Annotated in this window: 24 protein-coding genes, 1 pseudogene and 1 other annotated feature; of the genes and pseudogenes, 22 read left to right on the top strand and 3 right to left on the bottom strand. The window is 51.3% G+C overall.

Annotation, left to right across the window (positions count from 1 at the left end; all coding sequences use genetic code 11):
- Positions 1-26: 26 nt before the first annotated feature.
- The 18 genes from R0134_RS10205 to R0134_RS10120 all read left to right on the top strand — a co-directional run bounded on the left by R0134_RS10205 (position 27) and on the right by R0134_RS10120 (position 15586).
- Positions 27-1244 (top strand): chemotaxis response regulator protein-glutamate methylesterase, encoded by a 1218-nt coding sequence (locus tag R0134_RS10205; RefSeq protein ID WP_319781811.1) that lies wholly within the window; start codon positions 27-29, stop codon positions 1242-1244.
- A gap of 1 nt (position 1245) precedes the next feature.
- The gene (locus R0134_RS10200; RefSeq protein ID WP_319781810.1) at positions 1246-1989 is read left to right on the top strand and encodes a flagellar motor protein; all 744 of its coding nucleotides are present in this window, start codon (positions 1246-1248) and stop codon (positions 1987-1989) included.
- A complete protein-coding gene (locus tag R0134_RS10195) occupies positions 1986-2909 on the top strand; it encodes an OmpA family protein (RefSeq protein WP_319781809.1) in 924 nt (307 codons plus the stop codon). Before R0134_RS10200 ends, R0134_RS10195 begins: the two co-directional genes overlap by 4 nt.
- Positions 2906-3691 (top strand): ParA family protein, encoded by a 786-nt coding sequence (locus R0134_RS10190; protein ID WP_319781807.1) that lies wholly within the window; start codon positions 2906-2908, stop codon positions 3689-3691. The genes R0134_RS10195 and R0134_RS10190 overlap by 4 nt, the downstream gene beginning before the upstream one ends.
- Positions 3688-4686: a chemotaxis protein CheW gene (locus R0134_RS10185; protein WP_319781806.1), complete on the top strand. Its 999-nt coding sequence runs from the start codon at positions 3688-3690 to the stop codon at positions 4684-4686. The genes R0134_RS10190 and R0134_RS10185 overlap by 4 nt, the downstream gene beginning before the upstream one ends.
- A 20-nt stretch (positions 4687-4706) precedes the next feature.
- Positions 4707-5195, top strand: a complete 489-nt coding sequence (locus tag R0134_RS10180; protein ID WP_087037913.1) for a chemotaxis protein CheW — start codon at positions 4707-4709, stop codon at positions 5193-5195.
- Positions 5195-5596 carry a DUF2802 domain-containing protein gene (locus tag R0134_RS10175; protein WP_319781804.1) on the top strand — a complete coding sequence of 134 codons (402 nt, stop codon included), beginning with the start codon at positions 5195-5197 and terminating at the stop codon, positions 5594-5596. Before R0134_RS10180 ends, R0134_RS10175 begins: the two co-directional genes overlap by 1 nt.
- A 526-nt stretch (positions 5597-6122) precedes the next feature.
- Positions 6123-6758, top strand: a complete 636-nt coding sequence (gene ccmA / locus R0134_RS10170) for a cytochrome c biogenesis heme-transporting ATPase CcmA (protein WP_319784349.1) — start codon at positions 6123-6125, stop codon at positions 6756-6758.
- The gene (ccmB, locus tag R0134_RS10165) at positions 6755-7423 is read left to right on the top strand and encodes a heme exporter protein CcmB (protein WP_319781803.1); all 669 of its coding nucleotides are present in this window, start codon (positions 6755-6757) and stop codon (positions 7421-7423) included. The genes ccmA and ccmB overlap by 4 nt, the downstream gene beginning before the upstream one ends.
- A gap of 167 nt (positions 7424-7590) precedes the next feature.
- Entirely contained in the window at positions 7591-8337 is a 747-nt protein-coding gene (locus tag R0134_RS10160) for a heme ABC transporter permease (RefSeq protein WP_087037921.1), read from the top strand.
- On the top strand, positions 8327-8533 hold the full coding sequence (gene ccmD, locus R0134_RS10155) for a heme exporter protein CcmD (protein ID WP_087037923.1): 207 nt from the start codon (positions 8327-8329) through the stop codon (positions 8531-8533). Before R0134_RS10160 ends, ccmD begins: the two co-directional genes overlap by 11 nt.
- Positions 8530-9024 (top strand): cytochrome c maturation protein CcmE, encoded by a 495-nt coding sequence (gene ccmE, locus R0134_RS10150; protein ID WP_319781800.1) that lies wholly within the window; start codon positions 8530-8532, stop codon positions 9022-9024. Before ccmD ends, ccmE begins: the two co-directional genes overlap by 4 nt.
- Before the next feature lie 14 nt (positions 9025-9038).
- On the top strand, positions 9039-11009 hold the full coding sequence (locus R0134_RS10145) for a heme lyase CcmF/NrfE family subunit (RefSeq protein ID WP_319784348.1): 1971 nt from the start codon (positions 9039-9041) through the stop codon (positions 11007-11009).
- Entirely contained in the window at positions 11006-11539 is a 534-nt protein-coding gene (locus R0134_RS10140) for a DsbE family thiol:disulfide interchange protein (protein WP_319781799.1), read from the top strand. The genes R0134_RS10145 and R0134_RS10140 overlap by 4 nt, the downstream gene beginning before the upstream one ends.
- A 4-nt stretch (positions 11540-11543) precedes the next feature.
- Positions 11544-12011, top strand: coding sequence for a cytochrome c-type biogenesis protein (locus tag R0134_RS10135; protein ID WP_319781798.1), 468 nt, complete (start codon positions 11544-11546; stop codon positions 12009-12011).
- Between the two features lies 1 nt (position 12012).
- Entirely contained in the window at positions 12013-13224 is a 1212-nt protein-coding gene (gene ccmI, locus R0134_RS10130; RefSeq protein WP_319781797.1) for a c-type cytochrome biogenesis protein CcmI, read from the top strand.
- Between the two features lie 95 nt (positions 13225-13319).
- On the top strand, positions 13320-14117 hold the full coding sequence (locus tag R0134_RS10125; RefSeq protein ID WP_319781796.1) for a VacJ family lipoprotein: 798 nt from the start codon (positions 13320-13322) through the stop codon (positions 14115-14117).
- Between the two features lie 512 nt (positions 14118-14629).
- Positions 14630-15586, top strand: a complete 957-nt coding sequence (locus R0134_RS10120; protein WP_319781795.1) for a mechanosensitive ion channel family protein — start codon at positions 14630-14632, stop codon at positions 15584-15586.
- A gap of 16 nt (positions 15587-15602) precedes the next feature.
- Here R0134_RS10120 and R0134_RS10115 read toward each other — a convergent pair whose 3' ends face one another.
- On the bottom strand, positions 15603-16196 hold the full coding sequence (locus R0134_RS10115) for a DUF502 domain-containing protein (protein ID WP_319781794.1): 594 nt from the start codon (positions 16194-16196) through the stop codon (positions 15603-15605).
- 467 nt (positions 16197-16663) lie between these two features.
- Here R0134_RS10115 and R0134_RS10110 point away from each other — a divergent pair, with 467 nt between their 5' ends.
- Both R0134_RS10110 and tyrA read left to right on the top strand, forming a co-directional pair.
- Positions 16664-17734: a 3-deoxy-7-phosphoheptulonate synthase gene (locus tag R0134_RS10110; protein ID WP_319781793.1), complete on the top strand. Its 1071-nt coding sequence runs from the start codon at positions 16664-16666 to the stop codon at positions 17732-17734.
- A 140-nt stretch (positions 17735-17874) separates the two neighbouring features.
- A complete protein-coding gene (gene tyrA, locus R0134_RS10105; protein ID WP_319781792.1) occupies positions 17875-19011 on the top strand; it encodes a bifunctional chorismate mutase/prephenate dehydrogenase in 1137 nt (378 codons plus the stop codon).
- A 1053-nt stretch (positions 19012-20064) separates the two neighbouring features.
- On the opposite strand, the pseudogene R0134_RS10100 reads toward tyrA, so the two are convergent.
- Positions 20065-21213, bottom strand: a pseudogene (locus R0134_RS10100) (chorismate mutase); the annotation flags it as partial.
- Between the two features lie 94 nt (positions 21214-21307).
- Positions 21308-21473, bottom strand: a sequence feature (Phe leader region).
- A gap of 252 nt (positions 21474-21725) precedes the next feature.
- Positions 21726-22124, bottom strand: a complete 399-nt coding sequence (gene hpf / locus R0134_RS10095) for a ribosome hibernation-promoting factor, HPF/YfiA family (RefSeq protein WP_319781791.1) — start codon at positions 22122-22124, stop codon at positions 21726-21728.
- 427 nt (positions 22125-22551) lie between these two features.
- Between hpf and R0134_RS10090 the strand changes: the two genes are divergently transcribed.
- Together R0134_RS10090 and R0134_RS10085 are read left to right on the top strand one after the other, a co-directional pair.
- Positions 22552-24459 (top strand): transglycosylase SLT domain-containing protein, encoded by a 1908-nt coding sequence (locus R0134_RS10090; RefSeq protein ID WP_319781790.1) that lies wholly within the window; start codon positions 22552-22554, stop codon positions 24457-24459.
- Positions 24449-25279: an NAD(P)-binding domain-containing protein gene (locus tag R0134_RS10085; protein WP_319781789.1), complete on the top strand. Its 831-nt coding sequence runs from the start codon at positions 24449-24451 to the stop codon at positions 25277-25279. The genes R0134_RS10090 and R0134_RS10085 overlap by 11 nt, the downstream gene beginning before the upstream one ends.
- The last annotated feature ends 36 nt before the right edge of the window (positions 25280-25315 follow it).

Here is a 25315-nt window from a genome sequence, read left to right as displayed (position 1 = left end):
ATAATAAAAACAAGCATGAGGTATGAATGGCTATTCGGGTGTTAGTGGTTGATGATTCAAGTTTTTTTCGCCGTCGTGTCAGTGAGATTTTAGAACAAGATCCCATGCTCACCGTGGTGGACACGGCCGTTAATGGTCTAGAAGCCGTTGAAAAAGCCCGCACCGGACGCTTTGATGTGATCACCATGGACATTGAAATGCCGGTAATGGATGGCATTAGTGCGGTGCGTGAAATTATGAAAACCACACCTACGCCGGTGTTGATGTTTTCATCGCTCACCCATGATGGCGCCCAAGCCACGCTGGATGCGCTGGACGCCGGTGCCATGGATTTTTTGCCTAAACGTTTTGAAGATATTGCGCGCAGCAAAGAAGAAGCCATGTTATTACTGCAGCAAAGAGTGAAAGCCATTGCTCGTCGGCGCAGTTTTATCGCGCCCAGAGTTGAGGCTAGAGCGACCACCAGTACCGCGCCAGCTGCCCGCGCGACTGGCTCAACATTGGCCTCGGCGGCTAGACCCCGCATGGGCAGTGCACTTGCTACCAGTGGTCGTACTGCAGGCAGCACACTTACTCGCAGCACGCTTGCTAGCAGTGCCGCCAGTGCGCCTGCGGTGGTAGGTGGAGCTGCGCCGATTGAGCGTAAAACGGTGCCTAGGCGCACCGGAAAAAGTTATCAATTGCTGGCTATCGGTACTTCTACCGGCGGGCCGGTAGCGCTACAAAAAGTGCTGACTGCCTTGCCGGCTAATTTCCCTCATCCAATCCTGTTAATCCAGCATATGCCGGGTACCTTCACCACCGCCTTTGCCGCACGCTTAAATACCTTGTGTCAGATAACGGTAAAAGAAGCCGAAGACGGCGATGCGCTGCGCCCAGGCTGCGCGTATTTAGCACCCGGTGGCCGACAAATGTTACTGGAAGGGCGGCCCGGTGCGGCGCGGCTGCGCATTATCGATGGCAACGACAAGGTGAATTACAAACCTTGTGTGGATATTACCTTTGCCTCTGCGGCCAAAATTTATGGCGGCAAGGTGCTGGCGGTGGTGTTAACCGGCATGGGGGCGGACGGGCGTGAAGGTGCACGACTGTTAAAAGATCAAGGTGCCAGCATTTGGGCCCAAGACGAAGAAACCTGCGTGGTGTACGGCATGCCACAAGCCGTCGTTAAAGCGGGCTTGGCGTCTGAGTCGCTGCCGTTACCGCTGATTGGTGAAGCCATTCTTAATGAGATGAGCAGCTAACATGGCGTTTTCCGGGCTGGCACTGGCGCTGATTTCTATTGTGGTGGCGCAATGGTGGCACGGGGGCAATTTATGGGGGCTGCTGGATGGGCCCGCGTTATTGATTGTGTTGGGCGGCACCTTAGGCGCCGTGTTACTGCAAACGCCCTGGCCGCAATGCAAGGCGGCGGTGCTGGCTTTGAAAGGCTTATTTAACACCAAGCCATGGCCTTTTTATGAGCAAGCCTCGCGGCTTTTGCATTGGTCCCACCAGGCCCGCCAAGAAGGCTTTTTAGCTCTGGAGTCGAAAGCGGAGTCGGCGACGATTGATGAGTTTACCCGCCAAGGCTTGCAATGGGTGGTGGACGGCACCGAGCCCCAAGCATTAGAACAGTTACTGGATAACGAGCTCAGTCGCATCGAAGAACAAAAAGAGTTAGAAGCCCAAGTCTATGAAGCCATGGGCGGCTATAGCCCCACCATTGGCATTATTGGTGCCGTGTTGGGCTTGATCCAAGCCATGTCGAACTTAGATGACCCAAGCCAGTTGGGTACTGGTATAGCGGTGGCTTTTGTGGCCACCTTATATGGCGTGGGCTTGGCTAACTTATTGCTGTTGCCGTTGGCGAACCGCTTGCGCTCGGTATATCGCTTAGAGTTGCGTTATCGGGAGCTGACCGCCATTGGCTTATTGGCCATTGCGCGCGGCGAGAGCAGCTTGAGCGTGAGCCGCCAGTTGGCGCAGTATCAAGGGCAGCGCCAATGAGGCGTCGCTCGCTGGCCACGCGCGCGGGGGGCGGCCATTACGCCACGGGTGCGGATCGCTGGTTGGTGTCTTATGCGGATTACATGACCTTGGCCTTTGCGTTATTTGTGGTCTTGTATGCGCTGCATGCCAATAAAACCGAATTACAACAACCTCTGCTCGATGGCATGGAGCAAGCCTTTGTGCGCTTAAGCGGTGAAACCAAACCGGCGCACGCGGCCAATTCCATGATCAGTAACACCGATGAATTAGAGGCACAAGGCACCGGTAATCCGTTAACGGCAGAGGACATCAGCTTGGCCAGCGTCAAGGCACAGCTGGAGTTAAGGCTGGGACCTTTGCTTGAGAAGAATATGCTGGCTTTAGAGCAAGAGGGCGACTGGCTGACCTTAAGCTTTGATGGTCGTTTAGTGTTTGCCAGTGGCAGTGCGCTGCTCAGTGGCAATGCGGACATCATTTTAAACGCCGCTTTGCCGGTCTTGGCTGAGGTGAGTCATTTTATTCGGGTGCGCGGCTATGCGGACAATCTGCCGGTCAGCAATGAGTTATATGCCTCTAATTGGCAGCTCTCTGCCGAGCGGGCACGCGCCGTGCTGGAATGGTTGCAGCGTCACGGCATCGCCGCCCCGCGTTTAAGCTTGGAGGCGTTTGGGGAATTTCGGCCGCAACAAAGCCAATTACTCGATGAGGCTCTTACTAACTCAAATCGAGCAAACAACAGACGCGTAGAAATTGCGATTTCTAAGCAAACATGGCTTGCGCCCACGGCCTTGCCATCTCGACCTTTGGGCACAGAGCCGAGTGCTGAACAGGGCTCTGGTCAAGGTTCAGGCCAAAAATCAGAGCTTAGAGTATATGAGTTACCTAATGGTGGTATTCGTATCGGTACTAGTGCGACACAAGATGGGATAACACAGTGATTGTCTGGACAGTAGCAAATCAAAAAGGTGGCGTTGGCAAGACCACAAGCGTGGTGGCGTTGGCCGGTTTGCTGGCGCAGCGCAATAAACGGGTGTTGCTTATCGACACAGATCCGCACGGCTCACTGACCTCTTATTTTAACTATGAAATGGACAGCCTGCCTTATAGCCTGTTCGATTTATTTCAAGCGCCGAGGCCGACTCGGGAGCTGTTTTCTAAGGTGGCTTTAGTCACCCGCTTTGATGGCTTAACCTTATTACCGGCTTCTATCTCGCTGGCCACGCTTGAGCGCACCTCCAGCACCCGCGAGGGCATGGGGCTGGTGCTAAAGCGCTTATTGGCGGAAATAAAAGATGATTTTGATGTGGTGATCATCGACTGCCCGCCGGTATTGGGCGTAATGATGGTCAATGCGTTGGCCGCCTGTGACCGCATTGTGGTGCCGGTACAAACCGAATTTTTAGCGCTTAAAGGATTAGAGCGCATGGTTAGCACCTTTAAGCTGATGCACAGAGCCAAGAAAGAGGGCTTTAAATATACGGTGGTGCCGACCATGTTCGACCAAAGAACTAAGGCCTCGGTACACAGTTTGGAAAGCTTACAGCAGGATTATGAGGGTAACTTGTGGCCGTCTTGTATTCCGGTGGACACCAAGTTTCGTGATGCCAGCTTGCGCCATGAGCCGCCTTCTTATTACGTAAAAGGCAGTCGGGGTGTGTTCGCTTATCAAGGCTTGCTACGCTATTTGTGGCAGCTTGATGGGGTGGAGACGGCCTTATGAAACAGTCTTATGCCGATGTACTGGAAGATTATTTTGGTGCCCTGTTGGATGAGGACACAAGGTTGGATGAGCACTCCAGCCCAGCGGTGGCGCTTGTGCCCGAGTTTGAGCCTGAGCTTAAGCCGGCTTTAGCACTTGAACCTCAAGCAACAGCCGCCCCCGCGTCTGTTTTGCCTTATGCAGAACCGACAGAGGCTGAGCGTCGCTTAGCATTAGAAGCCTTGTTAGCACAGGTAGCCGAGCTTAAAGAAGAAGAGACGGCTGCCTGTACCCTAGAGATGCCAACACTCACGCAACCACTTACGCAACTACAAGTATTGCCAGAGCCGTTAGCTGAACCAGCGCCCTTAGCTAAACCAGAGTCGCTAGTCGAAGAGCCGTTGCTAATAGTGGAGCCGGAGCCTAAGGTTGAGCTCTTAATTGAGTCGTTAGCTAAACCAATAGCTGCGCCGACCATCATTGCGCCTGAGGTCGCGGTTGATCTTGAACTGGAAGCCAAGTTAGCCGCGGAGCTGGCATTGGCCGCCCAAGACGCCGCTTGGCGTAATATGGACACAGAGCACAGCTTCCAAGTGCTGTTCTTTGAAGTGGCGGGCATGACCTTTGCCGTACCGCTCACCTATTTGGGCGGTATTTATCAAGTGTCTAAACTGACCAGCTTGTTTGGTAAGCCACACTGGTTTGCGGGGGTACAAACCGAGCGAGATCGCCAAATTTATGCGGTAGACACGGCGCGCTGGGCCATGCCCGGCCATACCGCTAAAGAAGAATACGCATACCTGGTGACACTGGGCGAGAGCCGATGGGGTTTGGGTTGTCATCAGTTGGAAGGCACGGCGCTATTAACCCGAGATCAGGTAAAATGGCGGGCGACACCCGGTGCTCGACCTTGGTTGGCGGGCATGGTAAAAGAAAAAATGTGTGCCTTACTGCATGTAGACGCCTTGATTGCGCTACTGGAGCAGGGTAAGAATATTGACGGACAACAGGTCTGAGCTAAGCATAAGGGTAATCTATGAACAAGAATCGTAATGTAGCTGAAAGTCTTAGCGATGATGAAGTATTGCAGTGGGTCACCTTCTGTTTAGACAATGAGACCTATGGTATTAACGTAATGCAGGTACAAGAAGTGCTGCGTTACAGCGACATAGCGCCGGTGCCGGGTGCCCCTAACTATGTGCTGGGCATCGTTAACCTGCGTGGCAACGTAGTAACGGTACTGGATACCCGTTTGCGCTTTGGCCTGCCCACGACCGAGGTCAGCGACAATACGCGGATCGTTATCATCGAAGCGGAAAAACAAGTGATCGGCATTATGGTCGATAGCGTGGCTGAGGTGGTGTACTTAAAGTCATCAGAAATTGAAACCGCACCTAACGTGGGCACCAGCGAAAGCGCCAAGTTTATTCAAGGCGTGTGCAACCGTGACGATCAACTGTTGATCTTAGTCGACTTAGACAAATTATTGTCTGATGACGAATGGGACGAGTTGGGACAACTGTAATGTGGTTTGAGCCTGCTTTTATTCTGGCGGCGCTGGCCTTAGTGGTCGGCATTGTCGCCTTGTTTGTGGCCTGGTCAATGTGGCGTCAAAGTCAGCGTAAGCTGGAGGCCATGAGTCGGCTAATGCGCGAGCTCACTCGCACCCGAGAAAGTTATCGCAAGCAAATAGAAGAATTGCAGGCGGCAAACATCGGCATGGGTAATAAAATGGGTGAGTTGTATCGCCAGCAAGATAAACTCAGCGAACAACAGCAAGAGTTAGCGCTCAAAGATCCACAAGGTAAGTTGTACAGTCGCGCCACGCGCATGGTGCAACTGGGCGCAGATATCGATGAAATCATGGCCGAGTGCGAAATGCCCCGAGCCGAAGCAGAACTGCTGATTACCTTGCACCGGCAATAGTTCAAAAACAGCTGATAGCGCCAGGTACCCAGCTAAAAATAGCATCAACACCGAGCCTAGTGCTCGGTGTTTTGTTTTTGGGGGCCTGCGCAGCTGGATGGATTTTAAATCTCAAAACCAAAACAAAACCGAGCCGAATAAATTGGCTCCTACAAAAGAATCGTACCTTGTAGCCGCCAATTTATTCGGCGGTCCTGCGCAGCAGGATTTTTTAAACCAAAATATAAAACCGTGCCTCATATTCTTTACCTACAACACGGCTCCTACAAAAGACACCAAACCTTGTAGCCCAGCCGTCTCTTTGATAAAGAGGACTTCACCGGACCTGCATAGCTGGGCGGTTTTAAAGCATTCAACAGTCGTAAGATCAATGTATTAACAAGGTTATCGGTATCACGCTTCCTGCTTTATCACATGGTTTCTTTCTGCATATATCAGTGCTCTGTGCTAAACTGGCGGCCATTTTTAATGGTCTATGTTGTTGCTGGCGAAGGTTGTCACAGACGGTTGCTACGAATGGTTGTCAATTATGCTAGAAGCTAGAAGCTTAACCTGTGTCCGTGAGGAGCATACTCTGTTCAGCGAGCTATCACTGAGCTTGGCCCCAGGCGATCTGGTGCAGGTGGCGGGCCCAAATGGGGTAGGTAAAACCAGCTTATTGCGGTTGCTGGCGGGTTTGTCGCGCCCTTATGGTGGTGAGGTTTATTGGCAGGGCAACAACATAGAGCAATATAGAGACGAGTATCACCAAGACTTGCTCTATTTAGGTCACCAAGCGGGCATTAAGCATGAGCTTACCGCACTGGAAAACTTGGCGTTCTTTCAGCGCATGCACCACAGCCAAAGTGACGCTAATTTGTGGGATGTATTGGCGCAAGTGGGCTTAGCGGGTCTGGAAGACCAAACCGCGGGCCAGCTGTCGGCGGGGCAAAAGCGCCGCGTAGCCTTGGCAAGATTGTGGCTGGGTGGCCCTAAGTTATGGATCCTAGATGAGCCTTTTACCGCCATCGATAAACAAGGGGTTAAGGTGCTTGAGCAATTGCTGTTGGATCATACCGCCGCGGGCGGCATGGTGCTGATCACTACCCATCAAGACTTGTCTTTGTCGGCACAGCGTGCCCGTATCTTGCAGATGACACCCCATGAAGAGGAGCCCGCATGAGAGCCATGTTTAGCGGCGTGCTCCGCCGAGAGTTAACATCGGCCTTGCGCCGGCGCGCGGATATCTTAAACCCGTTGTGGTTTTTCATTATCGTCATCACCTTGTTCCCACTCGGGATTGGCCCTGAGCCTGCGCAATTAGCGCGTATTGCGCCGGGAATTGTGTGGGTGGCGGCGCTGTTATCGTCGTTACTAGCGCTGGAGCGCTTATTTAGAGATGACTTTTTAGACGGTACTTTGGAACAATTAATGCTGATGCCCTGTCCTTTACCCGTATTGGTGTTGGCTAAAGTGGTGGCGCACTGGTTTTTAACCGGTTTACCCTTGTTGCTGTTATCGCCCTTGGTGGCGGTATTACTGAGCCTAGATATGGTGGCTTTTAAGGCGGTATTTTGGACGCTGTTGCTGGGCACGCCGATCTTAAGCTTGCTGGGCGCCATCGGCGTGGCACTGACAGTTGGCATTGGTAAGGGCGGGGTATTGTTGAGTTTATTGACGCTCCCGCTGTATATTCCGGTGTTGATTTTTGCCACTTCGGCCATAGATGCGGCAAATTTTGGAGTGCCTTATGACGGACAATTGGCAATTTTAGCCGCCATGTTAGTGGGCAGTATTACCTTGGCGCCATTTGCCATCGCCTCTGCCTTGAGAGTGAGCGTTAACTAGGCTGGGTTGAGGTGTTTTGCCTGGCCAATATACGATATCTTATGCCGATGTGTACAAGTGCCTAAATTTACAAGTGCCGATGTGTGCAAGTGCCTAACAGGCGCAAACTGTGTTAACGGCATAAGTCTGTGAACAATAACTAATACTAAATAGGGTCTGTGAGCACTATGTGGAAATGGTTACATCCTTACGCTAAACCCGAGCAGGCTTATCGGCTCGCAGGGTTATGGCTACCATGGTTTGCCGCGCTCAGTGTGGTGACATTCGCCGTCGGTTTGGTGTGGGGCTTGGCCTATGCGCCGGCGGATTATCAGCAAGGCGATGCCTTTCGCATTATCTACATTCACGTGCCTGCTGCTATTTTGTCGATGGGCGCTTATTCGTCCATGGCCATTGCCGCCTTTGTGGGCTTGGTATGGCAGATCAAAACTTCGGATATGGCGGTGGCTGCCATCGCGCCCGTGGGTGCGGTGTTTACCGCCATTGCCTTGTTTACCGGTGCCGCTTGGGGGAAGCCTATGTGGGGCGCTTGGTGGGTGTGGGACGCACGCTTAACCTCTGAGCTTATCTTGTTATTTTTATATTTAGGCGTGATTGCCTTATATAACGCCATTTCCGATAAAGTATTGGCGGGGCGGGCGGCAGGCATTTTGGCGCTGGTGGGGGTGATTAACTTACCCATTATTCACTATTCGGTAGAATGGTGGAACACGCTGCACCAAGGGGCCAGCATCACTAAATTTGACCGACCTTCTATTGCCAACGATATGCTGTGGCCGTTACTGCTGATGATAGTGGCCTTCAGTGCCTTCTTAGGCGCCGTGACCTTGATGCGTCTGCGCAATGAATTGATCCGACGCGAGTCGCATCGGCCTTGGGTGCTGCAGTTGGCGGAGAAAGAACATGAAATTTGATACCTGGTCAGCATTTTGGGCCATGGGCGGCTACGGCTTTTATGTGTGGCTGTCGTTTGGTTTCACCTTGGCCATATTGCTTGCAATTGTGTGGTCAACCTTGGCAACGAAAAAAAGCCTGCTGCGCGGCGTTAAGCAAAAGCAGCAACGGGCAGAACGTCGTAAGGCCGCTCAGAAGTTGGAGAATACGTTATGAATCCTAGACGTAAGAAACGCATGGCACTGCTGCTTTCAGTAGTGTTGGGGTTATCGCTGATGACCGGATTAATATTGTACGGCCTGCAGCAAAATATCGACCTGTTCTATACCCCTACAGAGTTGGTACAAGGTAAAGGCGACACTAAGGTTAAACCCGAAGTGGGCCAGCGTTTGCGTATTGGCGGTATGGTGGTGCCAGGCTCGGTGAGCCGCGATCAAGAAAGCTTAAAAGTCAGCTTTGATTTGGTGGATGCGGGCGGTGAAGAGATTACCGTGGTGTTTGAAGGCATTTTGCCGGACTTATTTCGTGAAGGGCAGGGCATAGTGGCGCAGGGGCATTTAGCCGATGCCCGCACCATTACCGCTTTTGAAGTGCTCGCTAAGCACGATGAAGAATACATGCCGCCGGAATTGGCCGAGGCACTCAAGGGCATTGAGCATGTAAAACCCGAGTATTCCCCTGAGCAACTCAAAGGAAGCCGTTCATGAGCTCCACCCTAGGTATTATTCCCGAATTAGGGCAATTTAGTATGATACTCGCGCTGGCCGCGAGCTTAATCCTAAGTATTTATCCGCTAATTGGCGCGTCTCGCGGTAACGCTAGCATGATGTTGCTAGCGCGCCCCTTGGCCTATGCCATGTTTGGCTTTTTGCTGTTTTCATTTGGCTGCTTAACCTGGGCGTTTATCGACCACGACTTCAGCGTTATTTATGTGGCCTCTAACTCCAACAGCTTACTACCGCTGGAATATCGTATTTCTGCGGTGTGGGGGGCCCACGAAGGCTCCTTACTGCTGTGGGTACTGATCCTCGCTGGTTGGGCGGCAGCCGTGGCGCGCTTTAGTCGCACCTTGCCGCTGGATGCCGTGGCGCGGGTGTTAAGCGTGATGGGCATGATAGCTGTTGGCTTCTTGCTGTTTGTGATTGTCACCTCTAACCCCTTTGCGCGTACCTTGCCGTTTTTCCCGATTGATGGCCGTGACTTAAACCCCATGCTGCAAGATCCGGGATTAATCTTCCACCCGCCTATGTTGTACATGGGTTACGTGGGATTGTCGGTGGCGTTTGCCTTCGCCATTGCTTCATTAATGACTGGTAAATTGGATGCGGCGTGGGCCCGTTGGTCACGCCCTTGGACCATGGCGGCCTGGATTTTCCTCACCGCAGGTATCGCACTGGGCTCTTGGTGGGCGTATTACGAACTAGGCTGGGGCGGCTGGTGGTTCTGGGATCCGGTAGAAAACGCTTCCTTTATGCCGTGGCTGGCGGCCACCGCCTTGATCCACTCATTAGTAGTCACCGAAAAGCGCGCCACCTTTAAGGCCTGGACCGTATTGCTGGCCATTATGGCGTTCTCACTGAGCTTGCTCGGTACCTTCTTGGTGCGCTCCGGTGTCTTGGTATCGGTACATGCCTTTGCCTCAGATCCCACCCGCGGTTTGTTTATCTTAATCTTCTTTATGTTGGTGGTGGGCAGCTCCTTGTTGCTGTACGCCATTAAAGGCGCAGAAGTTAAGAGCCACGGTAAGCATGAATTAGCCAGTCGCGAAAGTATGTTGCTGGGTAACAACATCATGCTGATGGCGGGTCTGTTTGTGGTGCTGGTGGGGACTATCTTGCCACTGATCCACAAAGAAATAGGCTTGGGAAGTATCTCCATTGGTGCACCTTTCTTTAACGGCATTTATGCTTGGCTGATTATTCCCTTTGCCCTGTTAATGGGTGCGGCACCGCTGTTTCGCTGGCGCCGCCAGAGCATGAAAGAGATCAATGGCAAATTAGTGTTGGCATTGGTGGCTGCGGCCGCCATTGGTGTGGCACTGCCTTGGTATTTTGCTGAGGAGTTTAAAGTGTGGGCGGCCATCGGGTTGAGCTTAGGTGCCTTTATTGTGATCACCAGTGTGCAAGAAACCTGGGTGCGCGCCACCCACAGACACAGCTTTGGCACTGGTATTCGCAAACTCGGCAACAGCCATTGGGCCATGTTCCTCGGCCACTTAGGCATGGCGGTGACCATTATTGGCATCAGCTGTACTCAGCTGTATAGCATTGAAAAAGACGTGCGTATGGCCACCGGCGATAGTGTGACTTTCTCTGGCTACACCTTTACCTTCGAAGGCACCAAGCACGCTGACGGCGCTAACTATCAAGGTTTTAAAGGGGTGATTGCGGTCAGCAAAGACGGCAAAGTGCTGCCACCGCTTAAGCCTGAAAAACGCCTGTATTTAGTGCAGCGCATACCGATGACAGAAGCGGCCATTAGCGCCGGTGTTACCCGTGATTTATACGCAGCATTGGGTGAAGAATTAGACGATGGCTCTTGGGCGGTACGTTTGTATTACAAACCCTTTATTCGTTGGATTTGGTTCGGTACCTTGTTTATGGTCATAGGTGGCATCATTGCCATCGTGGACAAACGCTATCGCATTGCCGGTAAAACTATTACCGGTAAAAAAGAGCAGGAGGCGCAATGAATCGCCGGGTATTAATTTTATCCATCCCACTGATCATTTTTTTGCTGGGCTGTGTGTTTTTGTTTAAGGGCTTGTTTTCCGACCCTCGAAAATTAGAGTCGGTATTGCTGGACCAGCCCGTGCCGGAGTTTGCACTGACCTCCTTGCAAAACCCTGCTCAAGAATACAGTCGCACTATTTTTACCGGCAAGCCTATGCTGCTCAACGTGTGGGCCACTTGGTGCCCAACCTGCCGGGCGGAACATGAGTTCTTAAATGAGCTGCAGGCACAGGACGATATTTATATTGTCGGCATGAACTACAAGGATGAACGGTCTAAGGCTTTGCGCTGGTTAAAAAACCTCGGCAATCCTTATGCCATCGACTTGTATGATCCCGACGGCATGTTAGGGCTGGATTTGGGCGTGTACGGTGCGCCGGAAACCTTTCTTATCGACAGTAAAGGCATTATTCGTTATCGCCATGTGGGTGATTTAAACGACCGAGTCTGGCAACAGACGGTAAAGCCAATTTTTGAGCAAATGGAGTAAAGCCATGCGTTTATGCTCTGTGTTGATCGTATTAATGAGCCTGTGGGTGACGCCCGCCATGGCCGCGATCGATGTCTATGAATTTAGCTCGCCCGAGCAAGAAAAAGTGTTTCGTCAGCTCACTCGCGAGCTGCGTTGCCCTAAATGTCAGAATCAAGACATCGCCGACTCGGATGCAGAGCTGGCCAAAGACTTGCGCGACAAAACCTATGTGATGTTACACGAAGGCAACAGCAAGCAAGATGTCATCGATTATATGGTGGCCCGCTATGGCAACTTTATTCTCTATAAACCGCCCTTTATGGCTTCAACCATGATCTTATGGTTTGGTCCTGTGATAGTGATGCTGCTTGGCATTTTTCTTGTCATTAGGCGCACGCGCAAGCAGCCGCAAAATTCAGCCGATAATGCGCTGAGTGCGGAGCAACAAGCGCGCTTGAATGAATTGCTGAAAAAAGACAAAGAGAATTAATATGATATTATTTTGGATTGGCAGCGCCTTGCTGACGCTTGCCTTGGTGCTGGTTATTATCTTGCCGCTCACCCGTGGGCGCGCTGAGTCTAGCCACAGCCGTAATCAGCTTAATACCGAGCTTTATAAGCAGCGTTTACAAGAGTTAGAAGACGATCGCGAGCAAGGCTTACTGGAAGAGGACGAATTAGCCACTCAAGAGTTACAAAAAAGCCTGCTGGACGATGTGGTCGTCGAACAGCCTCAGCACTATAAGCGCGGCATGTATTTGTGGTTGCCGGCGGTGGTAATAGTGGTGTTAGTGGGCTATTTGGGTTATTTCCAGTTTGGTGCTTATGACCGAGTGTCTGAATGGCAGCACAACAGTGGCCGTTTAAGTGAACTGACGCAGAAAGTGTTGCTTGAGCCAGATGGCGATGTAACCGAGCAAGATATGATGGACTTGATCCAAGCGCTGCGCACTAAATTGTATACCGATGGCGATGACTTTCGGGGTTGGTTGCTGCTGGGTCGCTTAACGTTGGAAATGCGTGACGGTGAAACCGCCCGTGATTCCTTCGAGAAAGCTATGACCTTAACTGACGATCCAGAGCAAGTGATGGTGCCCTATGCAGAAGCCTTAGCCATTAGTGGTGAAGAGCTGCGCGCCGAGAGCATGATCAAGCAAGCGCTGGCCAAAGATCCGAATAACCTTGAAGCATGGTCGGTGTTTGCTTTTATGGCCATGCAGCAAAATAATTTAACCGCCGCCATCGCCCGCTGGGAGCAAATTTTACAGCGCATGGCACCGGATAATCCGCGCTACGCTATGATTGAGCGCTCGGTCGACTTTGCCAAAGAGCGTTTAGCAGAAGACGATCCGGCGCCGATTACCGGCCCTCGTTACCAAGTGGAAGTGAATACCAGCACTAACACGCCGTATCATCCGGCTGCGGTATTATTTGTGTACGCCATGGATGCAGCGGGCGATGATGTACCATTAGTGGCCCAGCGCATCGAGAACCCGTCGTTCCCGCTCACGCTGACTTTGTCTAACAAGGACGCGATGCGCCCTGAGGTCAACATGAATGGTCGTGATAACGTGATTATCAAGGCGCGCCTGGCACCAAGCGGCAACGTGACCGATAAAACCGGTGCTTGGGAAGGGCGCAGTGGCGTACTGAGCACGGCGAAAGACCGTGAGTTGACGGTGGTGATTGACACCGAACTCTAATTGTTAGCCTTTGTAGGCTAGTCGTATATAAAACCGGCCCCAGTGGCCGGTTTTGCACGATAATAAGATAACCACACCGCGATAAGGCAACTATTATGTGGCAAAAATTCCTAGTCATTACCAGCCTACTGCTGGCGGGCTGTGCGGCTCAAGACTCAAACAGCCAAGCTCAGCCGTTAGTCACCAAGGATGCCTTTAATGAGTACAAGCCCATAGATGGCGCGACCTCGACGGCCGATGATGCTCGTGACCCATTCGAGCCCGTTAACAGGTTGTCTTGGGTCATTAACTACGATGTGCTAGATCCCTATTTAGTGCGTCCAGCGGCCCATGCCTATGCAGATTATGTGGCGGTGCCCGTACGTGAAGGCGTGCAAAATGTGGTGCTTAATCTTGAAGAGCCCGCCAGCTTTGTAAACCACCTGATCACCGGTGATATGCAAGGCGCGGGCACAAACCTGGTGCGTTTTGGCGTCAACAGTACTGTGGGTGTGCTGGGCTTTTTTGATGTAGCAGAAAAAATGACCTTGTCGCGTCGCGCCAAAGACTTTAGCCAAGTATTAGGGCAAATGGGAGTGGGCAATGGGCCATTTTTAATGATCCCTCTCTACGGACCCACCACCTTGCGTGAACTCTCGGGTGACCTAGTTGATGGCTTGTATTTCCCCTACGACGCCATGACCTTTGCCATGCGCGCCGGGAAATTTGCCTTAAATGGGTTGTATGAGCGCAGTGAGCTCATTGACCGTGAGCCTATTATTGATAATGCCCTCGACCCGTACGGCTTAACCAAAGACCTGTATTTGCAGTATCAAGATGCCAAAATCGGCAAAGAAGCCGCCGCCGACGCGGATGAAGGCCTAGCCGACTTTATGGATGAGATAGACGGTTAAGCCAAAGCGGGAGGCTAAAAGTCAAACCCAAAGCGCCATAAGAGTGTTGAGTTAAAGCTCAACACTCTTCATATCACATCCTACACGCTACACCTTATCCCCCACATTCTTAGACTTGTACTAGTCCGCCGAGACATACCGCTCGCGCTCTATAAATGCCTTCATCAGCTTGTAATAAATGAGCCAGACTGTCGGATAGCTTCCCCGAAGTTACCTACCTGACTGGCATAGTTTCGCCCATATAGTCCGACTGCGGTTCGCAGACCCTACTATCATTAAGCTGTTCTACAAAAAAATATGCACTATCGGCTATCTCTAGCGCTGCACCACAGTCGGCAAGTTACCGCGTATATTCATCACCTTGGAGAAGGATCAAACTGCCTGAACGGTGATCGTCGCGATAGATGACCCTGTATAGATGAGCAGAAGAAAAGGGCCACCTTGGGTTTTTGGGGCACATCTTGTGACTTATCAAAGGCGAGCCAAGCCTGACAACATATAAGGGCATGTCGATGGATCAAATAGATATGAATGTTGGCCTGATATTCAGCAAATTAGATAAGTGGTTGGACGGTTTATTCAAATTATTACCGAACATCCTAGTGGCACTGGTGGTGATGGTTTTGTTCTGGTTCTTGGGGATGGGCCTCGGAAAACTGGTGAGTCGAGTTGCGAACAAACGAGGGCGCAATAATTTAGGCAACGTGGGCGGGGCACTTATTCGGTGGGCGATTGCCGTAATCGGTATCATGCTGGCCGTTACCATTGTCGCTCCATCAATAACACCGGGTGATCTGTTTGCCGGTCTTGGGGTTAGCTCTGTTGCAATCGGTTTTGCGTTCAAAGATATATTGCAAAACATGCTGGCCGGTATTCTTATCCTTTTGCGCCAACCGTTTGAGGTCGGCGATCAGATTGTATCGGGCGGGCATGAGGGAACGGTTGAGAAGATTGAAACCCGTGCCACCATGATCACCACCTATGACGGACGTCGCGTCGTCATCCCAAATTCAGTCATCTACACCGCCAGCGTGGTCGTTAATACAGCGTTTGAGACGAGGCGCTCGGAATATGATATCGGCATTGGTTGTAACGACGATTGGGACGTAGCGCGAGGAATTATGGAAAAAGCCTGCGCTTCCGTCGAGGGCGTGAGCAGTGAATCGCCACCAGAGACAATTCCCATCTCGCTTGGCGACTTCGCTAATGTAGTGCGGTTGCGTTGGTGGACAAAGTCGGACCGAGCGTCACAGATCCACACGTTTGGTGCGGTATTGCAGGCCGTCTACATTGCCCTAGATGAAGAAGGTATCGACATGCCTTATCCGACACAGGTTCATCTGTTCCATGATCAGACCGAGGAAGTTGATGGCGACCGCGCACGCCAGCGCGAAGGCTGGCCTGCTGGCCGTGGCGAAGTGCCAAAACCGCTGCGTGCTGTTAAAGAAGACAAACAGTCCAACACATAATCTGATTAGGGGCTGTTTAGTTCTTCCCCGTGATCCCGCCGCTGACGATAAAGGTGGTCACCTTACTCGCCGCTACATCTAGCAGCTGTATCTTGTCTTTATCGACCAAAATCAAGTTCCCGGCAAAGTTATAAGACTGGGGTAAATACACGGCTACCTTGCCAGGCAAGCCAAATTCGCTCATGTCGTCACGGGTAATAAAACCCAACAGTTGCACCTCGCCATTCATCAGACTGACCGCCACCGGCTGATTTAAGCGTTTGTTATCGCCGATCAGTGCATTAAATAAATCGGTTAGCGAATTATACAGCAACCTCACTAACGGCACGCGGTTTAGGGCTTTGTCGAACAAGGACAGAAAAAACTGGCCCAAATAAAACGAGGCAAACATACCGGTGATAATAATCACGCTCAAGGTGAGCAAGCCGCCGGCTAAATCGGCAATCCAACCCGCCGCTAAGCTTGGCACTAGGATGCGCAGTAAAGAGCCGATGGCGGAAAAAAGCGTTTCGTTAAGTACGGTGAAAATGAGATAAACCAGATATACCGTTAATACAAACGGCAGTAAAATCAGTAACCCTTGAAAGAAGTAACGCACCAGTCGTTGCATTGATAAGCTCCCGTGAATAAGGGCGGCATGATGGCAGATCCTTGAAGTTACCGCCATGTGAAAGCGCATTGTTCAGTCGTTAACTGTCGGCTAAAGATAGACTCAGAACCGCCGCAGTGACGCGACTCATCACGCTGAAGTGCCTGCATCATCACGCTTTAGCACCTGAGTTAGAACCTGATTTAGATCATTCGTTATCTATGCCCATCCCTTCACCAACACCTGCCATCGCTGCCTACATAGAGTTGGCGCTGCTTTTATGGTCAATTTCGCTAAACAGGCCAAATAAACGGGGTTTTAGCGTGGTTCACGCTTTGCAAGTTGGCCTTGCCTTGTTAAGGTGAATCGTTGCGGTAAATCGCTCAGATAAGTGTGGTTGCGTAGAAAATAAATCACTAGATGTCAAACAAGACACGGTATTTGTTTTTATTGGATAAAAATGTTTTGTTTACATAGAGGATGTCGTCATGCAGAAAGACACACTGAATAATATTAATATTCGCTCCGAGAAGATTATGATCACTCCAGCAGAGTTGAAAGCCAAGTTACCGGTTTCAGAAAAAGCGCTCAACTTCATTGGTGGTGCACGTCGGACTCTGTCTAATATTATTCAGCGCAAAGATCACCGCTTGTTAGTGGTGTGTGGCCCGTGCTCCATTCATGATATAGACGCCGCCAAAGAGTACGCAACTCGCCTCAAAAAACTGCATGATGAATATAGTGATAGCTTGTATATAGTGATGCGCGTCTATTTTGAAAAGCCGCGTACCACTGTGGGTTGGAAAGGCTTTATCAACGATCCGCACCTAGATGGCAGCTTCGATATTGAGCACGGCCTGCATCAAGCCCGCGAGTTATTATGCTGGTTAGCCGAGCTTGAGTTACCACTTGCCACTGAAGCGCTGGATCCGATTAGCCCGCAATACTTGGCTGAATTGTTCTCGTGGTCCGCCATAGGTGCGCGCACCACAGAGTCGCAAACGCACCGCGAAATGGCATCGGGCTTATCCATGCCTGTGGGCTTTAAAAATGGCACCGACGGCAACTTGGGTACCGCCATTAATGCGTTAAAAGCGGCGGCAGAGTCCCATGCCTTTATGGGCATTAACCAGCAGGGCCAAGTGGCGCTATTAGTGACTCAGGGTAACCCCGACGGCCATGTGATTTTGCGCGGCGGCAAGCAGCCTAACTACGATTCTGTGAATATCAACTTAGCAGAAAAAGCCATGACCAGCGCCGGTCTTATCCCGAACTTGGTAGTAGATTGCAGCCACGGTAACTCCAATAAAGATTACAGTTTACAGCCATTAGTCACCGAAAACGTGGTGAGCCAAATTGAGGAAGGTAACAAGTCAATTTTGGGGATTATGCTGGAGTCGCATTTGTTTGAAGGCAACCAGTCTAGCGAGCAGCCTCGTGGTGACATGAGCTACGGCGTGTCTATTACTGATGCCTGTATTGATTGGGATACTACCGCTGAGCTATTAGCGCGTTGTAATCAGCTATTGGCCGAGCCCCTTAAAGCTCGACTCGGCTAACGGCAGCTGCTTGGCCCTATGGGCGAATAACATTAACAGCCGCCAAATACCGATCGTGACTGTCTCCGCATTGGGTTTGTAGGCATAATAGAGCACCGCGTCCGGGAAGGGCCGGTGCTTTTGTATTTGGGATGAATCCAATGGTAGATGAGTTAGACGTCCTTCGGGATCAAATTGATGAAGTGGACCAAGAGTTGGTGGCACTGTTTGCGCGTCGCCTAAAATTGGTGGCGGGCGTGGGTGAGGTGAAAAGCCGCCAAGGGGTGCCGATTTATGCGCCGGACCGCGAAGCCAGCATGTTAGCGAAACGCCGTGCCGAAGCCGTCGCTCAAGGCGTACCCCCAGATTTAATTGAAGACGTACTACGCCGTTTTATGCGTGAGTCTTATGCCAGTGAAAAAGACACCGGTTTTAAGTGCATGAACCCCACCCTTGGCAAAGTGGTGGTGGTGGGTGGTGCGGGCCAACTCGGCAGTTTATTTGCGCACCTGTTGTCTTTGTCTGGCTATCAGGTGTGTATTTTAGAAAAAAACGATTGGGCTGATGCGCAATCTTTAGTCGCCGATGCGGGTTTGGTGGTGGTGGCCGTGCCTATCGACCAAACCGTAGCCATTATTGGCCAGTTGCCACCCTTGCCAGAGCATTGCTTATTGGTGGACTTAACCAGCATTAAGGCCGAGCCCATTGCTGCTATGTTGGCGGCGCACTCAGGCCCTGTATTGGGTTTACACCCTATGTTTGGCCCAGATATATCCAGTCTTGCGAAGCAGGTGATCATTTACAGCGAAGGCCGCGGCGCCGGCGAGTATGAATGGCTATTGGCGCAAATGCGCATCTGGGGCACCCGCTTACAGCCAGTTGACGCCGCCGAGCACGACAAGGCCATGAGCCTAGTGCAAGCACTGCGCCACTTCACCAGCTTTGCTTACGGCGCGCACTTGTGTGCCGAGCAGGCGGATTTAGCGCAACTGCTACGCTTAAGCTCGCCTATTTATCGTTTAGAGTTGGCCATGGTAGGGCGCTTGTTCGCGCAAGATCCGCACTTGTACGCGGATATTATTTTATCCTCGCCTGAAAATTTGGATATGATCCGCCGTTATCACCGCCATTTTGGTGAGCTGCTAAGCCAGTTAGAAGCCGGTAAGCGTGACGCCTTTGTTGAGCAGTTTGCTACTGTGAGCGATTTTTTCGGTGATTATGCCGACACCTTCCTTAAAGAAAGCCGCAACCTGCTCGCCCAAGCAAACGACAGCCGCCATCATGGTGAAGAAAGCTAGAAGCTAAAAAACACCGAGTCTATTATGTAGGCTCGGTGTTTTTGTTTAGGTCGTTGTCTGGTAGAGGCCGCTTTAGCCGGCCGGTGGCGCTTCGCCACGGTTATTTTTGACTTTAAACCTTAAAAATAGCCAGCTTCGCTGGCCCGCCGAAGTCCTCTTTACTAAAGAGACGGGCGGCTACTTTTAAGCCGTCTTCCTGACGCACGTCAGGATCTCGCTCTTAAGGAAAAAAGCAGATACCGGGACGAGCCCGGTATGACGGCATAGAGAAAATATTTTATTTAGCTTTCAGCCAAATCAATCCTGATATAAGCGCTGGGCCAGTTGTTGCAAGGGCACTAAGTTATCGTCTTCGCTTATGGTTAAACAAAAGCCTTGTACGCCGGCGCCTTTAAGCGCCACGCCAAGCTCGGCCAATACTGCATCGGCTTGAGTCAGTTGGCTAAGTAAAGGTAAACGGCTGTGTTGTTGTAAACGCAGCAGATCCGCTAACGGGCGCGCTTGAGTGTCAATTAAGGCCAGCTGCTGGTTACCTTGTGCTAACACCTGCTCGGCATCAGCCAGGGTCTGGGCTTGGGTATCAGCCAACGGCAAGAGAATAGGGCGGGTACTGCGACCGGCCGCGGCCAATAGCTCGTTATGCTTAGCGATGATCGGCTCTAACAGCAAGACATCGAGTGACTCGGCAGCACGCTGTAATTGCTCGGGCGTGTGCACTGTGGTCAGGGTGGCTAAATCAAACTGCTGAGCCACTTCACGCAATTGCTGCAGCCGGGTCTGCTCAAACTGGCTGTCGCCTTGGCCAAAACAAGGCACGCCTAATACTTGGCCGCCTTGTTCTTTGACTTGGCGAGCTATTTCTTGCAAGTCATTACGCTCTGGCCACTGGGTCAATAACACCGCTAATAACGGCTCTTGCTGACTAATGGTAAAGCGACCCACTTGCAGTGCTAAACCTGCCGTTTTTGTTGGCGTTGCTGCCTGCTCGTGCTGAAGGCTGGGTTTAGCGGCCAGTGGGGCGGGCACTTGGCCTTGATTCAGCGCTTTGGAGGACACGCGGGTGGGCGCCACTTCGGCGCTGGGATAACAGCCTAGAATTTTAATGTAATGCACTATGTCTTTCAGCTCAGCCAGTGCCGAGCGCATGGCCGCGCTGTTTACATTGGCCGCCACATCCACATAGAACATTTCTTCCCACGGGTTGCCAATAATAGGGCGCGACTCTAGCTTGGTCATGGGAATGTCGTGATTGCGCAGCACCAATAAGGTTTCTACCAAGGCGCCACTTTGTTGACCGGTCGACATAATAAAGCTGGTTTTGGCCGGAATTTGCTCCGCCACTTCCACCGGCTTTCTTGCCACCACAATAAAGCGGGTCATGTTTTGTTTTTGGTTGGCCAAGCCTTTCACTAAGGGCGTCAAACCATGCAATTCGCCGCCATCGGCGCTGCCCATGGCACCTATATCGGGGCGCTGCAGTTGGGCCACTAGCTCCATGGCGTTAGATGAAGCCGCACAAAATTCCACCTTAACCCCGGGCAATGTCGCCAAATATTGTGAACATTGCTGATACACCTGTGGGTGCGTATACAGAGTGGTCAGCTTGCTGACGTCGGTGTCAACCGCCACCAAGATGCAATGCTCAATGGGTTGAGTAAGCTCACCCACAATCGACAAACTGGTGTGCTGAATTAAATCAAACACATCGTTAATGGCGCCTGAGCTGGTGTTCTCTATCGGTAAAATACCGTATTGCGCCTGGCCTGACTCTACGGTGTCAAAAATTTGCTGAAAGGTATCGCAGTTGTGCTCCACCATATTGGCTTTAAAGCGCGATAAGTACTTGCGCGCCGCCATATTGGAGTAAGAGCCGCGCAGTCCTAAAAACGCCACACTAATGGCTGGCGTGTCATCTTGTGGGTTGAGTAACTCTTGCAGCAGCGCTTGTTGCGATAACACAGAGTCTTCAATAATAGTGTGATAAATTTGAGTAACATAATGGGCATCTAAGCCCAGCGTGCGGCCTAGATTAATCAGCTCAACCAAGAGCGCCTGTTCGCGGGCTTGGTCACGAATAGGGCGCGGGTTTTGCAGTTTGCTGCGTGCCACGTCTAAGCTTAGGGCCTTGCGTTTGGCCAGCAGAGTGAGCAGCTCTTTATCTAGGCTGCTGATGTGGGTTCTGATCTCATCCAGATTTATCAATGGAGCTTCCTTATTACTTAAAGAATGTCACCTAAGACAAGTGTCATCTAATCGCTGTTATCTAAAAAGTGTCATTTAACAAAGAGTGCGACGTCATAAAAAAGCCTCCTAGTAGGAGGCTTTGCTGTTCGTCTTTCACTCATTTTTTGAAAGCTAATGCCGGACTTAGCGCGGCTCAACCGTGGCCAGGCACTCAAGCCGTGATTGCACCATAAACAACGACAAAAAAGCAGTGAAAGAAAAACACCAGCCTACAAATACTGAAAAGCACACACACTGGCAAGCACTTTTAAGAAATTCAGCTAAAACTACCACAGTTAACCTGAAACATCGAAAAAAGCGCTTGAGTTAGCGGAAGCTGTATTCGAAAGCCAGTAATAAAAGCTTCACCCCTCACGCCTTACTTAGCAATAAAAAAGAGGCCGAATAAATTCGGCCTCTTTTTTATTTGATGTTCCCTGTTGTCAGTAGCGGTTCGCTCAATGCTGACGGCTTAACGCTACTCGGTGAGGTTATTCTTCTTCGTCAAATTGCTGTGCAAATTCTTCACTTAAACCTTCATCTAGGTTGGCGGCAACGGCGGCTCCTACTACACCAGCACCAGCTGCTTGACCGGCAACGGCGCGCTGGGCGAGGGGTTTGTCAGCATAACGGTTTAGCTGGCGCTCAAGCTTTTGACCTAAGTCTTTAATCGCAGCATATAGGTTATCGTCTTCTGCCTTGGCGAACAGGGTGTCGTGGCGCACACCGGCGGTGGCTTCAACTTGGTACTTCAGACCTTCTTTATTAATAATCACATGGGGCGTGATTAAGTCGACTTGGCGACGAGACAGTTTTTCAAAGCGACTCTCAATCCGTTCACGGATGGCGGGAGAAATGTCGATGACGGTACTGGTAATAGTGATGGACATAAAATAACCCCCTGGGTGTGCTCTTGTTTGTGTACAACTTCAGACTACCCTGACCGACGTTAAATAATGTGATCCATATCAACCTTTGGTGGCGCTATGGCGAGTGGGTTAAAAATCTGTGACCCAGTCGCCGCTACCCACATTTTAGTCTTGTCAGAGTCGACCGCTTTAAGTCAGACTCGAATGGATAAATCCCTGCCTGTACTCTTAACCTAACAGCTGTGCTTTACTCTGGCTAGTCGTTCTTTACTTTGTCTACTTTGTGCAGCATCTCATTCTACTGCTCTGTATCCGGTACTTATTGGTGCGCATTTGACGCTGTGCGCCGCCAATTGTCTGGTTTAAGCAGATTATTTCGCGATCCCCATTGGCAGTGTTGACACTATTACATAGGATAGCTCTCTATTCGTTATTAAGGGGTGCGTTTGTGAAAGTTTGGTTAGGAGTAAGTTTGCTGCTATTAGGCATGAGCGTCAGCGTGCAGGCGTCTTCACTGCGCGAACAATATCGCCAAGCCGAGCAGGCGCTAAATAAAAACGACGTGGCCAGCTTTAAGCAACTGCGCCAAGGCTTGGATGGCTATCCGTTGACCCCTTATTTAGATTTTCAATTGCTGGCAGATCGCATCACTAATCTGAGCACCACTCAGGTGGTGGAGTTTATGCACCGCTACCCCGACTCTTTGGTGGCAGACAGGTTAGAAGGCCGTTTTCTGCATCGCTTAGCAAATGAACAGCGTTGGAGCGAATTTTTAACCTTATATCCCCAACTGCCCTCGAGTGAAGTGCTGCAGTGCGCACATTATCGCGCTAAGTGGGCCACCGGCGATAGAAACACCGCGCTGGCCGGTGCCAAACTAATGTGGCTGCATGGCGGATCACGCGCCACGGCTTGCGATCCTTTGTTTGATGCCTGGCACACCGCCGGTGGTCGCAATGATGACGATATTTGGCAGCGCATGCTGCTCGCTTATGAAAAAGAAGATCACGGTTTAGTGACCTATCTGGGCCGTCAGCTTAGCCCTGCGGCCCAGCCGGCCAGCGAGCTGTTGCAGTCGTTAGACAAAAACCCCAATCAGTTACTTAAAGGTGACTTAGTGCGCGTATCGGGCGAGGCGCAGAAGACGGCGCTCAGTTTGGCCTTGGCGAAATTAGCCGACACCGAATATACCCAAGTGATGAGCTTGTACCCTAAATATCAGCGCCAAGCGGGCTTAACTAACGCGCAAGTAGCACGTATTGAGCAAAAGTTAGCGCAACGGTTAATGTTTAATCGCACCCATGATTATCGCAGCTGGTTAGACAGCCGCTTACCTGTGGTGGGCAATGAAGATTTATTTGAACTGCGTGCGCGCTTAGCCATTTGGGAACAAGATTGGCAACATTTGCCCGGCTGGATTGATCGTTTGTCCGCCGAAACTCAACAAGACAGCCGTTGGCAGTATTGGCGTGGCCGTGCCCTTAAAGCACAAAATCGTCATGGTGACGGTGACAAAGCTTGGAAGTTAGCGGCCAATAATCGTGATTATTACGGATTTTTAGCGGCACAACAGAGCAAAGTACCCTATGCCTTACTGAAAAAACCTTTACCGTCTGCACCGACCTTAAGCCAAGCCCGCGCCCGCTGGCCTGCTTTTTCCAGAACCGAAGAATGGCTGGCGCTGGGCAATAAAACCGCCGCCCGTAGCGAGTGGTATCATATGCTGGGTAAAGTGAGTGAGGCTGATGGCTTGGCGCTGGGCAGCTTAGCGCTGCAGTTGGGTTGGTTTGATAAGTCTATTCAAGCCAGTATTCAACTGCAGGCTTGGGATCATTTAGACTTGCGCTTCCCCGTGGTCTATCGCCCTGACTTTCAACGCCAAGCACAGTTGTTAGGCGTGAATGAAGCCACCTTATTTGCCATTACTCGCCAAGAAAGCGCCTTTTATGAACAAGCGCGCTCACCTGTGGGTGCTGGCGGCTTAATGCAATTAATGCCCGGCACTGCTAAAGAGACGGCGAAAAAGTTTAATATTACCGGCTTTAGACAAGCGTCAGACGTGTACCGTGCCGACGTGAATATTGAGCTGGGCTCCAGTTACTTTAAACAAATGCTCGACCGTTACAGCAATAATCGCGTGGCCGCCATCGCCGCTTATAACGCAGGCCCAGGCCGAATTGATTCATGGTTGCGTAACAGTGGCTCACGGCCGTTAGATGTCTGGGTAGAAAATATCCCATATCGAGAGACCCGCGGCTACGTGCAAAGTGTGCTGTATTATTCGGTGATCTACCAAGATATGTTGGGCCAACCGAAAACCTTTATCACGCCTAATGAGCTGAATTATGTCTACTAACCTCACCAGTAGTAGTCAGTCGCATCGCGTCGCCATTATTGGTTTGGGCTGGTTAGGGGAGCCATTAGCCCTAACCTTACAACAGCTTGGCTATCAAGTGGCAGGCACCACTACCACCGCGGATAAAGCCAGCCGGCTGGCCGCGTTAGGTATTCAGACTTTATTGTGGAATTTAAATGCGCCGCTGCCGGCACTGTGGCCAACAGAGCTGTCGGCCGATACCTTAATTTTATGTGTGCCGCCGGGCAAGGTTGATAATTATGCCCAGCGCCTCGGTGAAGTGGCGCGCTTAGCCGCAGACGGGGGAGTGCAACGGTTACTTTTTACCAGCGCCACCTCTATATACAGTGGCCTAGGCGCGCAGCGCGAAGCCGATGCTAAACCAGACTCAGAGCGGGGCGAGCGCATGCAAGCCACCGAAAATGCCATGCATGCTAGCGGCGTTTCTCAAGTTATGTGCCTGCGTTTATCAGGTTTAGTGGGGGGCAGTCGTGAGCCGGGTCGCTTTTTAGCAGGGCGCAGCTTTGAGGGCGGTGAAGAGCCGATTAATTTAGTGGCGCAAGAAGACTTGTTGCGTATTATACCCGCCTTATTGGCGCGTAACGATTGGCCGAGTGTACTTAACGTGAGTGCGCCCCATCATCCAAGCCGCCGAGAATTTTACAGCCAAGCCGCTAAGCTTCGCGGTTTAGCACCACCAGAGTTTAGTGGTGGCGGTGAGGGTAAAACCATAGATGGCTCGGCCATTAGTCGCTACCTAGGCTTAGATTATCTGGTCACCGACTGGTTTGACTGGTTAGCGGAGCGGAATAGGAACTGAAGTACCAATATTCACATACAGCACGGATGTAGGCAC

It is taken from the genome of Oceanisphaera sp. IT1-181 (assembly GCF_033807535.1).
Lineage (GTDB): Bacteria > Pseudomonadota > Gammaproteobacteria > Enterobacterales > Aeromonadaceae > Oceanimonas.
The sequence above is the reverse complement of the archived record's forward strand: the minus strand, read 5'-3'. Positions and strand labels throughout refer to the sequence as shown.

Coding starts and splice junctions, on each gene's coding strand:
- R0134_RS10205 (WP_319781811.1), top strand. CDS start 27: ATGGCTATTCGGGTGTTAGTGGTTGATGATTCAAGTTTTTTTCGCCGT.
- R0134_RS10200 (WP_319781810.1), top strand. CDS start 1,246: ATGGCGTTTTCCGGGCTGGCACTGGCGCTGATTTCTATTGTGGTGGCG.
- R0134_RS10195 (WP_319781809.1), top strand. CDS start 1,986: ATGAGGCGTCGCTCGCTGGCCACGCGCGCGGGGGGCGGCCATTACGCC.
- R0134_RS10185 (WP_319781806.1), top strand. CDS start 3,688: ATGAAACAGTCTTATGCCGATGTACTGGAAGATTATTTTGGTGCCCTG.
- R0134_RS10180 (WP_087037913.1), top strand. CDS start 4,707: ATGAACAAGAATCGTAATGTAGCTGAAAGTCTTAGCGATGATGAAGTA.
- R0134_RS10175 (WP_319781804.1), top strand. CDS start 5,195: ATGTGGTTTGAGCCTGCTTTTATTCTGGCGGCGCTGGCCTTAGTGGTC.
- ccmB (WP_319781803.1), top strand. CDS start 6,755: ATGAGAGCCATGTTTAGCGGCGTGCTCCGCCGAGAGTTAACATCGGCC.
- R0134_RS10160 (WP_087037921.1), top strand. CDS start 7,591: ATGTGGAAATGGTTACATCCTTACGCTAAACCCGAGCAGGCTTATCGG.
- ccmD (WP_087037923.1), top strand. CDS start 8,327: ATGAAATTTGATACCTGGTCAGCATTTTGGGCCATGGGCGGCTACGGC.
- ccmE (WP_319781800.1), top strand. CDS start 8,530: ATGAATCCTAGACGTAAGAAACGCATGGCACTGCTGCTTTCAGTAGTG.
- R0134_RS10140 (WP_319781799.1), top strand. CDS start 11,006: ATGAATCGCCGGGTATTAATTTTATCCATCCCACTGATCATTTTTTTG.
- R0134_RS10135 (WP_319781798.1), top strand. CDS start 11,544: ATGCGTTTATGCTCTGTGTTGATCGTATTAATGAGCCTGTGGGTGACG.
- ccmI (WP_319781797.1), top strand. CDS start 12,013: ATGATATTATTTTGGATTGGCAGCGCCTTGCTGACGCTTGCCTTGGTG.
- R0134_RS10125 (WP_319781796.1), top strand. CDS start 13,320: ATGTGGCAAAAATTCCTAGTCATTACCAGCCTACTGCTGGCGGGCTGT.
- R0134_RS10120 (WP_319781795.1), top strand. CDS start 14,630: ATGGATCAAATAGATATGAATGTTGGCCTGATATTCAGCAAATTAGAT.
- R0134_RS10115 (WP_319781794.1), bottom strand. CDS start 16,196: ATGCAACGACTGGTGCGTTACTTCTTTCAAGGGTTACTGATTTTACTG.
- R0134_RS10110 (WP_319781793.1), top strand. CDS start 16,664: ATGCAGAAAGACACACTGAATAATATTAATATTCGCTCCGAGAAGATT.
- tyrA (WP_319781792.1), top strand. CDS start 17,875: ATGGTAGATGAGTTAGACGTCCTTCGGGATCAAATTGATGAAGTGGAC.
- hpf (WP_319781791.1), bottom strand. CDS start 22,124: ATGTCCATCACTATTACCAGTACCGTCATCGACATTTCTCCCGCCATC.
- R0134_RS10085 (WP_319781789.1), top strand. CDS start 24,449: ATGTCTACTAACCTCACCAGTAGTAGTCAGTCGCATCGCGTCGCCATT.